11 protein-coding genes and 1 pseudogene are annotated in these 15,541 nt (G+C 61.3%); 2 read left to right on the top strand and 10 right to left on the bottom strand.

Annotated features, from left to right (window positions below; all coding sequences use genetic code 11):
- Nucleotides 1-23 precede the first annotated feature (23 nt).
- The gene (locus KGL31_05380; protein MDE2321336.1) at nucleotides 24-320 is read left to right on the top strand and encodes an AbrB/MazE/SpoVT family DNA-binding domain-containing protein; all 297 of its coding nucleotides are present in this window, start codon (nucleotides 24-26) and stop codon (nucleotides 318-320) included.
- Between the two features lie 3 nt (nucleotides 321-323).
- Nucleotides 324-722 (top strand): DNA-binding protein, encoded by a 399-nt coding sequence (locus KGL31_05385; GenBank protein MDE2321337.1) that lies wholly within the window; start codon nucleotides 324-326, stop codon nucleotides 720-722.
- Nucleotides 723-745: 23 nt separating this feature from the next.
- Here the strand turns inward: KGL31_05385 and KGL31_05390 are convergent, their stop codons facing one another.
- The 10 genes and pseudogenes from KGL31_05390 to KGL31_05435 form a co-directional block, all read right to left on the bottom strand.
- Nucleotides 746-1,183 (bottom strand): hypothetical protein, encoded by a 438-nt coding sequence (locus tag KGL31_05390; protein ID MDE2321338.1) that lies wholly within the window; start codon nucleotides 1,181-1,183, stop codon nucleotides 746-748.
- 25 nt (nucleotides 1,184-1,208) lie between these two features.
- Nucleotides 1,209-1,475 carry a hypothetical protein gene (locus KGL31_05395; GenBank protein ID MDE2321339.1) on the bottom strand — a complete coding sequence of 89 codons (267 nt, stop codon included), beginning with the start codon at nucleotides 1,473-1,475 and terminating at the stop codon, nucleotides 1,209-1,211.
- A gap of 78 nt (nucleotides 1,476-1,553) precedes the next feature.
- Nucleotides 1,554-2,735, bottom strand: a complete 1,182-nt coding sequence (locus tag KGL31_05400) for an ATP-binding protein (GenBank protein ID MDE2321340.1) — start codon at nucleotides 2,733-2,735, stop codon at nucleotides 1,554-1,556.
- A 318-nt stretch (nucleotides 2,736-3,053) separates the two neighbouring features.
- Nucleotides 3,054-3,320 carry a hypothetical protein gene (locus KGL31_05405; protein ID MDE2321341.1) on the bottom strand — a complete coding sequence of 89 codons (267 nt, stop codon included), beginning with the start codon at nucleotides 3,318-3,320 and terminating at the stop codon, nucleotides 3,054-3,056.
- A 74-nt stretch (nucleotides 3,321-3,394) separates the two neighbouring features.
- The gene (brxL, locus tag KGL31_05410; protein MDE2321342.1) at nucleotides 3,395-5,443 is read right to left on the bottom strand and encodes a BREX system Lon protease-like protein BrxL; all 2,049 of its coding nucleotides are present in this window, start codon (nucleotides 5,441-5,443) and stop codon (nucleotides 3,395-3,397) included.
- A 1-nt stretch (nucleotide 5,444) separates the two neighbouring features.
- Nucleotides 5,445-7,829, bottom strand: coding sequence for a BREX-1 system phosphatase PglZ type B (pglZ, locus tag KGL31_05415; GenBank protein MDE2321343.1), 2,385 nt, complete (start codon nucleotides 7,827-7,829; stop codon nucleotides 5,445-5,447).
- Nucleotides 7,826-8,197, bottom strand: coding sequence for a four helix bundle protein (locus tag KGL31_05420; protein MDE2321344.1), 372 nt, complete (start codon nucleotides 8,195-8,197; stop codon nucleotides 7,826-7,828). Before KGL31_05420 ends, pglZ begins: the two co-directional genes overlap by 4 nt.
- Entirely contained in the window at nucleotides 8,194-11,721 is a 3,528-nt protein-coding gene (locus KGL31_05425) for an N-6 DNA methylase (GenBank protein ID MDE2321345.1), read from the bottom strand. The genes KGL31_05420 and KGL31_05425 overlap by 4 nt, the downstream gene beginning before the upstream one ends.
- A 228-nt stretch (nucleotides 11,722-11,949) precedes the next feature.
- Nucleotides 11,950-13,326, bottom strand: a complete 1,377-nt coding sequence (locus KGL31_05430; GenBank protein ID MDE2321346.1) for a putative DNA binding domain-containing protein — start codon at nucleotides 13,324-13,326, stop codon at nucleotides 11,950-11,952.
- A gap of 19 nt (nucleotides 13,327-13,345) precedes the next feature.
- Nucleotides 13,346-15,449, bottom strand: a pseudogene (locus KGL31_05435) (hypothetical protein).
- Nucleotides 15,450-15,541 lie beyond the last annotated feature (92 nt).

Below are 15,541 nucleotides of genomic sequence, written 5' to 3' on the forward strand. Positions count from 1 at the left end.
GATAATCAGGCAAGGAGACACTCGTGATCGCAGAGACGAGCAGGGTGGGAAAGCGGGGAACCATCGTCATCCCGGCGGCGATCCGCCGTCGTCTCAGAATCGAAGAAGGCGCATTCGTCATTGTCGAAGAACGAGAGGACGGAGTCCTGATCCGTCCAGCCGCCGTCATGCCGATTGAGATGTACACGGCTAAACGTCGGGCGGAGTTCCTCCTCTCGAACGCGATTGACGCTGAGGACTACGCGAAGGCGCGCGAAGAGGTCAGGCGTATGGGGCTAGATCCTGATGCTATCCCCCACTATGTGGTGGCCGGGGATTGATGGGTGGACCGGCTCTTCCTGGATGCCAATGTCCTGTTTTCCGCAGCCTATCGATCCGATGCCGGCCTCCGGCGCTTGTGGGAGATTGTCGGTATACAGCTCCTCACGTCGGTATACGCGGAGGAAGAGGCCCGTCGTAACCTGAATACCCCTGTTCAGTACGCTACCCTGGACGAGCTGCTTCGTCATGTAAAGGTGCTGATCTTCCAACCCGAGTCCTCTCATCTACCTTACGGTCTCGAGCTTCCGGACAACGACCGACCAATCCTGGAAGCTGCCATCTTCAGTCAAGCCACGCATCTACTCACCGGCGACATGAAAGCCTTTGGGCCGTATTATGGTTGCACGCTCGCAGGAGTTCTCATCTTGCCGCCCGCCGAGTATCTCCGCGAGCATCGATAATTCGGTACTCATAGCGCCATGTATCAGCCCTCGCAAGAGTCGTCAGATTCGCCATCCCCGAAGGCTTCCTTGGTGGTGTGGCGACGTAGCGGGGCGATGTCGAAATAGCGCTGCACGGTGTCCTCCATGATACCGGTGCGGAGGGTGTCGTCGCGACTGAACAGACACTCACCGCGCAAGACGTACAGGCGAAAGGAAATCGGCGCCGTATTAAGGGTGCGGACATCGACCGGCAGTTTGACCTTGGCGCTCAGATGGGCCGACAGATTCGCAGCCAGGGCGTTGTTAAAGTGGCTGCTGGAGAGGTAGACGCCGATATCTACGTTGGAAAATGCTTCAGATTTGAGGAATGAGCCGTAGACGTAGGCGAAGAGCACGTCGGGCTCATGTAAAAGCCCGGCGGCGATCTGATCCCGAATCGCGCCGCGTTCAGCAAGGCTCAGTCGGTAGAGCTGTTTCATGCGCGGATAAGGTCAGGGTTCAGAGTCATGTGCCGAAGGCCTCTCTGGTGGCGTGGCGAAGCACCGGGGCGATGTCGAAATAGCGCCGCATCGTATTCTCCATGATATCGGTGCGGAGGTCGTCGTCGCGACTGAACAGACACTCGCCGCGCAAAACGTGGAAGCGAAAGGCGACCGGCATCGCGTTGAGGATGCGGACATCGATCGGGAATTTGACCGTGCGGCTCAGGTAGGCCGACAGATGAGCAGTAATGCCGCCGTTGGTCTGGTCGGTGGACAGGTAGACGCCAATATCGACCGATCAGCTCACGTCGTCGGCCGTCATCGGAGAACAGCAGGTAATCTTCATAGCTGAACGTGATCTGAGCAGTCACCGTCTCTTCATCGGCTTGCTCCTGTCCGGAAACAAGGCATCCGCGTTGCCCTGAGCCAGGGCCGCCAGCGGCACCACATCGACCCGTTCGGCCAGCGCATACCGTCTTGCGCCAGGATATAGAACAGTGAGGTGGTCGAGCTGCAGATCGTGAAGCGCGATACGCATGGACGGCGTCAGGGTGGGTGCGTCGGCCCGCTTCACCTCCACGCCAAGTCGCCGCCTGTCCTTGAACAGGAGAAGATCCAGTTCGGCGCCGGTATGTGTCGCCCAGAAGTACGCCTCGTCCGGCTGCACGGCCTTGAGAGTTTCTTCGATGGCATACCCTTCCCACGATGCGCCGCACTTGGGGTGCGTAAATAGGTCCCTTTCCGTCCTGATGCCGAGAAGCTGGTGCAGCAAGCCGCTGTCCCGCAGATAGACCTTCGGCGCCTTGACCTGGCGCTTCTTGAGGTTTGCATGCCAGGGGTGCAGTTGCCTCACCATGAACAACCCCGTGAGCAGATCGAGATAGCGTCTGACGGTCGGTTCGCTTACCCCAAGCGATCTGGCCGGCTCGGCCGCATTCCAGCGCTGACCGTGGTAATGCGCGAGCATGGTCCAACACCGCCGTAACGCGGGCGCGGGGATGGTCACGCCAAGTTGCGGGAGATCCCGCTCAAGAAACGTCTGGATGAATTGACGTCGCCACGCCAGGCTGTCCGCGTGCGAACGGGCGAGATACGAGCGCGGAAAGCCGCCCCGCTGCCAGTGACGTGTCAGCGCGTTGACCCCGACCTCGGCGAGACTGAAGCCTGAAAGCGGGACCGTCTCGATCCTTCCCGCGAGCGATTCGGAAGATTGACGAAGCAGCACCGGTGAGGCGCTGCCGAGAATAAGAAATCTGGCGGGCAGCGGCCTCCGGTCGGCCAGCACCCGCAAGACCGGAAAGAGATCCGGTCGACGCTGCACCTCGTCAATTACCACCACCCCGCGCAGATCGGCCAGCGCTGTGATCGGCTCAGCCAGACGCGCAAGGCTTGCCGGGTCTTCGAGGTCGAAATAGTTGAGCGAATCCGAGGGAACGATCTGCCGGGCCAGCGTGGTCTTCCCGCACTGGCGCGGCCCGATGAGCGTCACCACACGGCTGCGCGACAGGGCGTGCCGGATCTGCGAGAGGATGTGAAACCGTTGGACCATGGAAGGACTATACTATGAAAATCAAATACCTGGTATTCCTTTTTCATGGTACACCGGACGACTTACAAATGGAGATGAAGTTCGGGTCAAAGTTCGGCATAGTGTCTGCGAGCCAAACTGTGACCAGTCGCTACGATGTGCCCGAGCACCTTCGAACCCCCGAGGAAATGGCGGCTTACCTTTGGAGCCATCTGTCGTCAGCAGAGGACCGAACGAAACCGTTCGTGCGAAGGTCGAAGCCTTGCCAGAGGAGATGCGAACATGGCGCCGCGTTCCTCCTGGCTCAGTCGGTAGAGTCGTTCTTCCATCAGGCTTGTCTCAAGCTCTCGTAGGTTGAATATCGACGCTTGTCCGATAGCCAAGGCGGCCCAGCCTTGCGACGGCATCCTCCCACGTGAGACCAAATGCCGTCACGTCTGCAAGGCCAAGTCGAGCAACTGCGTCGCGAATGATCTCGATGTCTGCCGCGTCGAACTCGCCCTCATTAAAGGCATCATGGGCCCAGGACACGACCTCGGCCAGGGTCCGACGACCCTGAAGATAGGCTGCAAGCTGCTCCGCTACTGTTTCCCAAGTAATCAGCATCTTCTTATTCCTCTAGTCGTTCATGGCCTGCATCTACAGGGTACTTGATATGACGCTCGACGGCAACTCCCCGTTCATTCGAGAATCGCCTTCATAAAGGCGTCTGCCTGGTCCGCGTAGAATACGATATTCACCTTCGTCGCCATTTCGTCCGGCAAGTCCAGCAGTTGCCGTCGCGCCGAAATCGGCATGAGAAGTTGGGCTGCGCCCTTCTCGACCGCTAACTCGGCGACGGCCACCGGATTGGGAATCATCTCTACCGAGCCGCCGAGGTTGAGCGAGCCGACCACGATCAGGCCGCCCTTTGTGCTTCGCTCCATCAGGCTTCCGCATAGCGCCACCAGTACCGGCAGCCCAAGGCCGTGGCCGGATCGATCCGTATCCATTGCTCGCAACTGCACTGAAAACTCGTGACTGCGAGGGTCGCGCTCCCCAACCAGTTCCTTGGCCTGCGCATACAGGTTCTGCTCGCCGTAGCGGACGCTCTCGCGGAACGGCGGCGGGACCGGGGCATTGAGAATCTTCACGCCGCTTCCCGGCCCGCTTGTCGCTTCAATGCGGTAGAGCGAAGCAGGCGCGTCTTGGCCGCCAGGGCTGATAGCCCAGACTTGCCCGGGCGGTAGCGGGTCGGTTTCGATAGCTTCGTCGCTGTGCAACTCCGGCGTCGAAACGAATTGCTCCACACCATTCACGCCCATGAAATAGCTGAAATGGGTGTTGCGGAACTCCGTCTTGAGGCATCGCTTCTGCTGCTCTTTCACCCGCCGGCGCGCCTCCAAAGCAATCCGCACAACGGAGTTAAGCTCTTCATCGGGGATTGGCATCTCCGGGTCGGGAAAGAGCAGTTTGAGCAGTCCGCTGACGGTCTTGTTCACTGCTTCGATATCCCGACCGCTCAACGCCCCGCCCCAGTGCGCTCGGCCTTGCAGCTTTGATATCCGCGTCCCTTCGCGCAACTTCGCCCAGCACTCGGACAGGTAATCGGTCACCAGGCCGAAGTGGTCTGTCAGGTGGTCATCCGCCTTGAGCTTTGGGAAGTCCCAGCCGGGCGCGTAGGCGTGGATCCGGTCCATGAACGCCGTGTCGTTGCGCATCTCCGGCGGCAACGGGCTGAGCAAATGGCCGATTCGCTGTTGCTGCGCCACGTCCACGTCGAAGTTACCGACCATCACGATGCCACCCGACGCCCGGATGCTTTCCTTGCCGCGCGAGAACTCGCCCGCGGCCATGTAGCCTTTGAGGATGTTCACGCCATCCTTCTGGTCGAACGAGATGCCCGACACCTCATCGAAGCACACTACGTCATAGAGACATACCAACCCCCGCTGCCCGCTGGACATATTCACGAACATCTTCGCGACCGTTGCCTTCCCGCCCGATATCAGGTGGGAGTATGGCGAAATCTGCTGGTATAGATGGCTCTTGCCCGTACCGCGGGGGCCAAGTTCGACGAGGTTGTAGTTCCGCTCGACGAATGGAACCATCCGCAGGAGCACCACCATTTTAGCCCGATCCGACATCGCCGCCGGCTCCAGACCGACCGAGCGAAGGAGGAAGTCCTTCCACTCCGACGTGGTGAACCGCTCGCGGCCTTTCCCGAGCGTTACCAGTACGTCCGACTTTGAGAGCTGGATCGCCCGCAGGCTCTCGATGGCGAATGGCCGGCCGTGCCGTTCCTCCGCAATAGCCGCATCGTACGTCAGCGTTACTTCGGCGTAGAAACCGTCGCTGAGCATTCGCTCGTGTTCGTGGACGAGGGTATCGGCGATCCGCACATCCTTCAATCCAAGGCTCGAAAGCTCCACAAGGAACGAGTCGGTCTTGGCGTCCAAACGGGCCTTCACCAGGTCGATGAGCTTTACCGCGCCTTTCTTGCGTGCGTTGGCTTTGAAAAGCTCCTGGTCACTGGTGCGGACGGTCCGGTCCTGTAGCTGCCGCTCCACGATCTTCAAACCTTCCTCGATCTCTTGCTCGTTCACCGTCGCGCAGTATCGCCCGAGTAGAAACTCTACGACGTAGGTCGGCACAGGATACTGCCGGCTGTACCGCCGTACGAGGTCTTTGCGGACGAGGTAGCCGTCGAAGACCGATGCCGCGAGCTGGTCCAGATGGTCGAGTTCCATGTTAGTCGTCACCTCCAACGGTAGTGGCTTCCTTGCAGAGCACGCGCCCGGACGCATCGACAATCACGAGGCTGGCCACTGTCCCTTTAAGGGAATCGTCGTCGACCAACAGCGCAACCTTTCCGTCGGCGCCCAGGGTCTTGGGTTTCTTGGGTTGCATAACGCTTGAGTCCGGGACGTTGGGCTTTGTCCGAAGGTCGGCCAGTAGTCCTTCGACTGCCGGCTGGACGCTCACCCGGCACCGCAGGCCTACCCACCGGACCTCACTGATCGTGACCACCACATCGGCTGGGGCATCCGTCGAAGCAAACGTCAGGACCGGAACCAGGCACTCCTGCAAGCTCGCGCCGCCGTGGGCGTACTCCTGTCCGGCGACGAAGCAATACACACCCGGCGCATAGGCAAATCGCTCGTGTGGGTTCCACGACCAGCCTGCGATGGGTACCTCCACATGAGAGCTGTCTTTGATCGATGCACACCGGGACCATCGGCTCTCCGCCAGGTACTTTGGCAGTTGCACCTTCGGCATCCCGCCGGGCACCAGCAGCCAGCCGTGGTCGGTTACGACGCGCACTCGCTTCCAGCCCGCCTCCAGCAGCCCCTGGACGCGCTCCAGCAAGAGTTCCAACTGGTCTTCGATCTGCGCCGTCATTTTCCCCTGGAGGTTGTGCCCGAGCTTGTCGAACTCGCCATACTCCACCCAACCGCGAGCATTAGTGGCCCGCGGGTCACCCGACTCTCCCGGCCCGACCATCTGAAATCCCTCGTCGGAAAGCAGTCGGCGGAAGCGGTCGATGGTCAGCCGGCCGCCGCCATCGGCTATCTCCGGGGAGAAATCGGCCTCTAAACGCCCCCCGTAAAGCTTGCCGGAAACCGGCGACGCCGCCGGCTTGGCCGTTGCCGTCACCGTGGGCAGCGCGGCCCAACGCCACCCGGCGGACACCTCTAACCGCCGCTCTCCGGCCATTGCCGTGAGCCGCTGGCCGATATCAAACCGCAATCCATCGGCGAACAGGATGCATTCGCCAGTGTCGGCTGCGACACGCTCCCGCTGCGCCACTGCGGGCAGGGCCTTCGACGCCAGGCATTGTTGGAAATGCCTCGCGGTATCTTCCAGCCACGGCAGGTACACGCATCGCACCGCTTGCTGGACGGCCGCAGTGTCTTCCGCAGTCTTCACGCAGGCCAGCGTCCGCATCGCGCTGTCGTCGGCCAGATACCCACCCTCAGCATAGAGCGTGGCCATTGCGTCGGCATTATCGCCGCCGAGCGCCATCGTCGTCCGCTTGGCAAGCATCGCCAGGTACTCCAAGGCGTTGGCCAGTGGGCACATGCCTAGCCGCGCCCAGACCGATTTGCGTCGTGGCCCGTGTTCGGTCTCCAACTGCTGCAGGCGCTGCCGCGCTTCGGTCGGCTTCATCGAACCAACGTTCATCAACTCCACCAGAAGCGCATTCTCCATCGACTCGTTTTCATCCGGCCAGGGGTCCTTTTCGAAGATCAGCGTTCCCCTCGGCTTGGCCCGCCGCAGAAGGTTCGATATACCTGGGTACAGTGCCGGCGACTCTGCGAACCGCTCCCACACACCACACCAGGCCTCCTGGCGCTGTCCGAGCTTCTCGCCGCCGATAATCTCGCCGTCGGTCTCCGGATCAAAGCCGTAGTCCTGCCGGCAACGGCTGCGAAACGCCGACCACTTACCTCTATCCCACCGCCCGCGGGTACCGTCCAGATCGCCCAGCCACAGCAGCAGATCGCGTGGCGTATCACCGATCATCAGCCGGTCGAAGTCCTCGGCCTCCAGCCGCTTGCCCTCCAACCGTGTCACCGGCGTCACCGCCAGTGCCGACAGTGCCCCCTGCATCGCCTGAAGGGTAAGCTTGTCTTCGGCCACGTCCAGGCCCAGCCCGCCGTCGTCGCTCACCAGGAACGCGCGAATGGTCCAGTCTTTCCCGTTCTTCTGGGTCCAGACCGTCCCTCGGTACTGAAGTTCGACCAGCGGCTTGAGCTTATCGGGGCATTCCTCTGCCGCCCGGAGCATCTGCCGGATCACGCCCGGCATGTAGATCACGGGCACGGTGTCTGCCGGCCAGGCAAGGTCAGGGAACTTCTCCGCCCGCACCGCCGGCTCGATGACGCATCGCAGCCAGATTGCGGGTCCCGTCCGCGTCTTGGCATCATAGTCTCCAAGTGTCAGCAGTGCGGGCATCAGCTCGCGCAGTTGCTCGACCACCGGCCGCCACTGGCCATCGGCGTCGGTCCACAATACCGTCACAGGCGCAACCACGTCGCCGGGGTTGTATCGCGCGACCTGCGCCAGTGAGGCTCGCACTGCCTCAAGCAGCGTGGCGGAAGGCGGACGGCGGAAGGATGAAGGCGGAGTCATACGTCGGTCCGCCGGTTCTTGGCGTTGCGAGCGCACGTTGTCAGGATGGCCATCAACTGGTCAGCTTCATCAAGCAGTTGGGCCAGGTCCATTTTCGTCTGCCCGGAATCCCGAAGCAGTTCGAGCCAGTACATCGTCTCCTCAAGCTCCTGCCGGCCGCCGTCCACCTTGCTCACGAACTCAGCCGTGCTCCGCGGCCGTATCGCTTCGCGGTAGTGTGCTCCGACTGATGTTCCTGCCCGGAGTAACTGCTTCCCGATGACCTGTGCTTCCGTGGCCTTCGGGAGTGCCGAGTAAAGTCGGATTGCAGCCAAGGCGAACTGGCGCGTCCGAGTCGTCAGGTCTATCTTTCCGCCTTCCGCCTTCATCTTTCCGCCTTTCCCTCGCAGGCTGCATGCTTCACCTTATTGGTGTAGTGACAGTCGTTCCAGCGGTTGCCGTCGAACGTCTTGCCGCCCAGGAAATCCTCGGTTTTCTCATCCCAGCCCCAGAACCACGGGTACTCAGCCTTGGGGCGCTCTGGTTCCTTGCCGCGGTCTTTGGTCCACTTGATGTTGGGCTTGCACCGCAGCACACCCGCGCCCTTCTTACCACCGGGCAGATCCGACGCCAGGAACGGGCGGATGTTCATCCGCACGCCGTCGTTGATGTCCGGCTCCCAGCCGATAGGCTGCCCAGCCAGCGGCTTCCAGCGGACGAACAAATCGAATGGCGGCTCGCCCTCGATGATCAATTGCAGGCGCTTCTGGAGTTCCAGCGCCGCGGCCAAACGGTCTTCCGCGCCGCCTTCCCCGCGCTTCACGCCGTCCGTCTGGCGAGTGATCCACTCGCCCAGGTAGGAGTAGGTGAGCGATTCGAGCAGCTTGCGGCCCTTGCCGTTGCCTTCGCAGAGCTTGTGGTAGTTGATAAGGGCGTGGAAACCGTCGCGCTTACGGCCGTCCCAGATGTGCCAGACGAACGGCCGGTCATGAAATAGCTTGCAGTGTTCCTCGAAAAAGCCATTGCGGAGCCAGTCCTCCAGGTCGGCCCCGCCGGCCAGTTCGCGTACCTTCGCCGGCTTGATCCCCGCCGCGGCCAGCAGCGCCTCCAGCCGGTCTCCCGCGGGTTCCTCGCCGCGCACGGACGGGATGCAGACGATGCCATCATCGTCCGCGAACTTGACCAGCTCGTCGCACCGCTTGGCCAGCGCCCGCGACCGCTTGCTCAAGCGCATCTTGTTGTCGAGTTCCGCCGGCCAGCGGTAGCCTAGCAACCGTGCCACGGCGACCTGGAGCGGGGGGATCGATTCCTCTGGCCAGCCGTGGAAGAGCCACTGCGTCGGGTCACCGCTCTCCGGCTCGGGCAGGCCGTCTGGATACTTCTCCATTCGCCCTGCCCATTCCTTGAGCGAGAAGGGGAGTTTTGCGAACGTAGCATTCGTAACGTTCATCTTCGGCTCAAGCTCTCGCACGGCGGCGATGAAATCAGGGGACGTGCAAAATACCCAAATCGCCGGGAGAGTCTTCTCGTCGAAAGGTGATACCACGGCGACGTTCGAGTCGTATTTGTGGCCAATGTAGAGCGCGACGGGGCAATTGCTCATCTGGGTGATGGCAACGCCACGTCGGCCCCACACCTGATTACCCCTTTCATCTGAGTTATGGAGCTTGACACGTCGGATAGTTGCGTCCTCCCGCAGATGACCTTCTACCTCATCAAAGAACACCAGATTCCTCATGCCTCCGTAGAGTCGAGTCGATTCTACGGTGGTTTGCTGGTATGCCCACAGGTCGCTCTTTCGAGGTAATTCCCAGAACAACCGCAGGAACTTTGGCGAATCGCCGTTCATTATTCCCGCGAGACACCAAGCATAGTTGCCGAGGGTTTCGGTCGAGCTTTGGAACCCGAAGACAACTCGAGCATCTGGATTCGCGAGGATGGACTCCTGCGTGTCGAATACAGGTTGCTGCGTACGGATTGTTACACTCTTTGCTTCCGGTGTGCTGCTGGTTGAGATATCCAGCGAAAAAGGCATGTTGCGGAGCACCGGAGCCTGTTCATTTAGAACAATTAGGACCGGCTGCACCACATGGCCAGTTATGGTACCGAAGGCTCCTGGTCCAAGCTTGACGACAGCGTGCCAGCTTTTCATCTTGAGGAGTCGTGTCCTGAGCTTCCCATAGGTAGTCAAATACAGCCAGTTCTGAGGGGTTACCAGGACAGCCGTGCCCCCTTGCACAAGAAGGCTGAAGCATCTGTCCACAAAGACCGAAGCAAGATCACCCTTTGCTTGTGAGTAGGTCTTCTGACAGAAAGCGCGGAGTTCGGTTGATTGCTTGCGTTGTTCCAAGTACGGCACGTTTGTAATGATGAGCGTGTACTTGCTGGCGAGCAGTTCAGCGGCCTTGGCCATGCCAGCAGCGGCGATGGCTCGTTCGCGGGTTTCGTCGTCGGCCTTCTCAACGGAAAGGATTGCTGCCAGCAGCGGCGCAACCGTGTGGTAATCAGCGTGGAAAAGGTCTTCAGGGAGATTCGAGGGGTCTATCAGTGAGCCGAGAATGGGGGCCTGAGCGAATAGCTCATAGAGCGCCTCCAACGAATTGCGCAGTGGGGCCGAGAGCAGCGATTCCTCAGTGCGGAAGAGGTCTCGCTTTGCTGGCATGCCGCCTCGTGCCGCAGCCTCTTCTGCCAGACGCAGCCATTGCTCCTTCGAGCATTGCGGCCCGATACCCGTGCAGGCGATGTGCAGGTCAGGCAGCGGCCGGTAGCCGCCGGCGTCGGGGTACGTCCATGCGGCAAACGCCAGGGCGAACGCAGCGATCTGGCAGCAGCGCTCATCGATCTCCAGGCCGTGCAGGTTGTCGCGGAGGACAGCATCGACGGCTTGAGCGGCCGATAAGCTCTCCTCGGCCATACGGATCGGCACCAGGTGATGCAGACCTGCGACCAGGAAATGTCCGGACCCATTGCACGGGTCAAGCAGTTTCAACTCCGCCGCGGTCCTGGGCCAGCCGTCGAACGTACCGGCTGCCGGGCGCCACGAACCGTCGCCCTCACCCCGACCCTCTCCCTTCGAGGGCGAGGGGGAAGACCGGACGAAGCGCAGGTACTCCCAGTTGACCCCTGGCAGGGCGATCTTCTTCCGCAGTTCCTCTTCCGTCTTGGCGCTGGCGGCGTCTGTGGCGCCGAGCCTCTTACCCGCCCACCATGCGCCCAGCGTGTTGTGCAGCAGAAATTCCACCATGTACGGCTCGGTGAAGAGCTGCGTGACCGCCGCGATCTCATCAGCGCCGATCTTGACCTCGGAGCGGTTGATCTCATCCTTCTTCTTGCTCTGCCAGAACTGATAGACCCACCCCAGCGCATCGGAGGCGGTGAAGACAGCCTCCGGCAACGACGCCAAGAGCTTTTCCAGCTTCAGCATGTGCTCAGTCGCGAAGGATACCTGGAGCAGCGGATCATCGGGTCGGAAGATTTGTGGCAGCATCCGCTGGGCGCAGCGGGAGGCGAAGACCCACACATCTACGCCGTCCTCCTTGGCCAGTTCCTCGGCTTCGGCCAGGCTGATGGCCATGTTCTCCTGGGGTTCGATCAGCAGACCGTTCTCGGCCAGGAACCGGGCGAACAGCATCCGGTGCCAGTGCTCGTAGGCACACTCGCTGACCAGATGGTCGATCTCGTGGTCTTTCCCGTTGCTGTCCGGCCTGGGCAGTTTTCGGTCTCCGAGTTGCCGCGCACGAGCGCGAAGATGGTTACGCAACTCGCGCTGGGCAGGCTTCATATGCGGGTACGGCTCGTGGTGATGAACGGCCAGCGCCTCCAGGGCGGCGCGCGCGCCAGCCTCAGCCACGTCGCGGGCCTCGATGACCACGCGCTCCAGCCGATTCCGCAGGCCTGTTGAGAGGGAAGGCATAGGATTAAGACCTCCTCGGCAACGGGCGGCTGGTTACATGGTGTGGAGCATTTCCGGGAGATGTCGCGGAACCCTGATTGGGGCTGTCTCGCCAAGATCTCGCCACAAAGTCGATGCCTACGTGGCGAGATTCAAGACACTTACGATCGTTACGTGCTGGTAATGAACGCCTTATGGCTAGGGATCGAGCCGGGGCTACCTCGCCACATCTCGCCACATCTCGCCAACTCATACGCCACCGCCCTTCGGCTCACCGGTTGCCAGAACGTACTTGGATTGCGGGCCGGTCCCACGCGGAGATAAAACGCCCTTCTTGACAAGGTCCTTCAAATCTCTGTTCGCCGTGCGCGACGAGACACCCAGCTCTTTCTCGTACTGGGTTCGGGTGATTTGGCCCCGTTGCTGCACGTAGAGCATCACTCTCATTTGCCGGTCGTTAAGCTGCACCGCCTTGACCTCGCCCGGTGAGAAGACTGCCCGGAAGGTATGGCCTTGCACTTCGAAGTTCGGCTCAGGCAAATGCTGGGCGTGGCAGTCGTCCAGAATGCGTTGGATGCCCGTGCCGAATTGCTCGATGTATTTGATAAGGAAGAAGGCATTCGCAATGAGCTTGTTGCGCGGCTTGGACTCGTGCTGGCGGCGGAGATCCTCGACCGTCATGCCCTCCGGCAACTCGCCCGGGTTCCAGACCTCCAACCGGTCATCAAAGATTCGGATCTGCACATTGGCCGAGCTGGCGTAATCTCGATGACAGATGGCATTGACGACGGCCTCGCGCAGACCCTCCAGTGGGTACTCCCATTGTTCATCGCGGCGGAGCCCCTTGATCTCCACCGCCATGCGGATATTCCGCTTTATAAACGCCACGGCTTCCTCGACCTGCTCGATGATGCTGCCTTGGATGACCTTCATGTCGAGGAAATGGACTTCCGTGGTCCCTTTGAATCGGGCGCAGCGAACCATCGCCTGGGTCAGCAGGCGCTGAGGGTTCCGGCCGAAGAGCAGCACGGCAGCTACGGTCAGCTTGCCATCCTGGATAAATCCGAGCTGGCGTAAGACGTGGTCCACCGAGGTCTCATCAGGAACTTCCCAGCGACGCTCGGTCCGAGCGACGAGAAGGAAACGACGAACCAGCGCAGTATCAATGTCCGCATCGACGGTGGCATCGGTCAGCGTCGATTGGTCCCACGTGACCCCGCGACTTGTCATGAACAGGCACAAAGCTTCCTCTTGGGACAGCCGTTGGTTCGTTCGCCCAGACCGACGGTAGGGTCGGTCGAAAGCGCAGACTGGCTTCGGCGTGCTCTCTGACACGGACACAACGACAATCGTCTTACCGTCCCGTTCGATGCTTGAGATGGACGGTGTTACCCGAGGACTTGTGCCCTGCGCGATTTTGTTGGCGAGATCCTCCAAGGTGCCCTTGCCAAGTTGGACACCACAGACTTCGCCCGCCGGTGTAATGCCAATACAGATCCGGCCGCCGCGGAGGGACGCCATTGCTGCAGAGGCCACAACGATCTCTTTCCACTCGCCACAGGATCGCTTCCACTCGACGGTTTCGCTCTCTGAATGGAGCAGGTGATCAAGGTCTTCTTTCAGCATCCCACTTCTTCCGTCTGATTCAGGCAATGACAATGGGGCCGTCGTTCAGCTTCTCCAGAAGTTTCCGTTCTGTTTCGGTGAGCCATTTGCTCACTTCGTTTTTTGTTCTCAATGTTCCACTCGTTAAGCGGATGTTTTGCGTCTTCGGTTCAAGCAGCTTGGCCGCCGCCATCGTCGCGCGGGCGAACTGTTGGGGCAGCGCGTCGGTCCGGGTCTTCCACGCCGGTAGCGCGGTCTCTCCAAGCGTGCGGATGAGGTCGGCCTCAGAGCCGATGGCCAGCGCAGGGAGGATGTCTATGCCTTCGTCGGCGAGTATCTGTGTGCGCTGGTCGGCCTTGAGCTTCTTCCAGTTATCGCTGGTGGTGAGGGCGGCCATCTGCGCCTTGTAGGTCTTTTCATACTCGGCATGGGCCGCGATCACGGCAGCGCGGAGCGCATCGACGGCGGCTTTGCGGATGTCGGGCACAGGGTCGCTCGCGTCGAGCAGCCGGCGCTCGGACTTCACGGCGTCGGTCTGCTTGCGGAGTTCGTCGGCTCCCGGCATGGCATCGGCGTGCTTGAGCAGCGTGCAGAGCGTTTCCCATGCCGGTTTGCGCTTGCCGGCGAGTTCGGCCAGCTTGCCCCAATCCTCAGCTTGCTGGGCCACCATGTCGTGCTGTTTGAGGAGTTCGGCCAGTTGCTCGGCCCCGCCGAAGCCACAGAGCCTGTCGAGGTGGACCGTGGCAGGCCGAGCGGGCATAGGCGACTCGCCGCCCGCGTGATCGGCCAGTTCCGCCAGACGGGCTAGATAGGCGGGAGCCTTGGCGACTTCCTCGTTGGGTTTGCAGTCCACGCCGGCGTCGTGGAAGAGCTTGCGAAGCTTCATCTTCTCGCGGGCATTGAGCCTGGCCGTCTCAGCACGGAAGTCCGTCGCGGAAATCTTCGCCTGGTCAAGCTGGCCCTGCGAGAGCGTCATGCCCTTGTGAGTAGCGCGGAGATGGCCGGTCGTGTGTAGCGTGATAAGCGCCGCATCTACGGCGTCGCGCGGCCAACCGTAAAGGCTGGCCTCAAAGGTATCGCGCACCTCCTTGCCGCGTTTGCCCGAACCGACCTCAGAGAGTACGGCCGCGCAGACAGGGTGTTTTTCGGGCGCGTCCTTCCAGTCCACCGCGGACAGTGCCGCTTCGTCGCCGTCCTTGGCGCGGTTGATAACTTTGGGCCAACGATTATCGTCGGCGTCCTTGAAGCTGGGGAACAGGCGGTCGAGCGACGCCTGCGTGGCCGCTTCGACCTTGACCACGAGGTTCAGTTCGTACCGTTCGCCGCCGCCGCCCTGGAAGACCTTTGCGCCGTCGATTACATCGTTGACGATCTGGTTGCGGGTGGCTTCGGCCGTCCCCATCCGCGTGGCCATCGCATCGCGGGCTTCTCGCCCTTCGGGCGTGGTGGGCGTGCCCTTGAAGTCGAGCGTGGACTTGGCGGCCTCGTACTCGACGATGGCTTTCTGGAGATCATCGGCACTGGCCTTGGGGACGTAGACGTAGATGATCGCACTATCGCTGCCAGCGGCTCGGGCGTCGTTGACAACGGTGCTTTCCTTTTCACCCCAGCCGTCGCGGACCCATACGGGAATGTCGCTGCTGCCGGTCGGCGGGGCTTCGGTGCCAAAGTGAACCAACAGTTTCCGCGGCTCCTTGCACTTGCCCTGCGCGAACTTGATTCCCTTGAGCGCGTCGCCACAGGCGGCACTGATGAGCGAGCCGCGCTTGCTCGACAGGGAGGTCAGGTCGCCGTTCAGTCTGGTCTGACGGTTGCGGAACTCGCGGTCCCACTCGCTGCCCTCGCGAGTTCGGAGACTGTATTCCTCGTCCAGCTTGATAAGCGTGCCGGCGTCCACCAGCTTTTTGAGGATTCGGGGGATGTCCTTCCGAAGCTGTGTGCCGTCACTCGACAGATCGGACACAAGCAGGTCGGCCAGCATGTAGTGAGGTACTTCGCGGCCATCAGGCGCGTCCTCGCCAGCGACAAGGCGACACGGCTGGTGTCGCAGGTGATCAGCAGCGGCCCTACTATTCGGCCACAGAAGCTGTGGTGCCGCTGCCGTACATTGGGTCGAGCACTGGATCGCCCGGATCGGTGGTCATCAGGCGGCAGCGCTCGATGACCTCCGCTGCCGTCTACGCGCACTTATTCCTGGCAAGTTAGTCTCAGTGTTGGAGCAGACGCTTGGTGCCGT

It is taken from the genome of Candidatus Methylomirabilota bacterium (genome assembly GCA_028870115.1).
GTDB lineage: Bacteria > Methylomirabilota > Methylomirabilia > Methylomirabilales > Methylomirabilaceae > Methylomirabilis.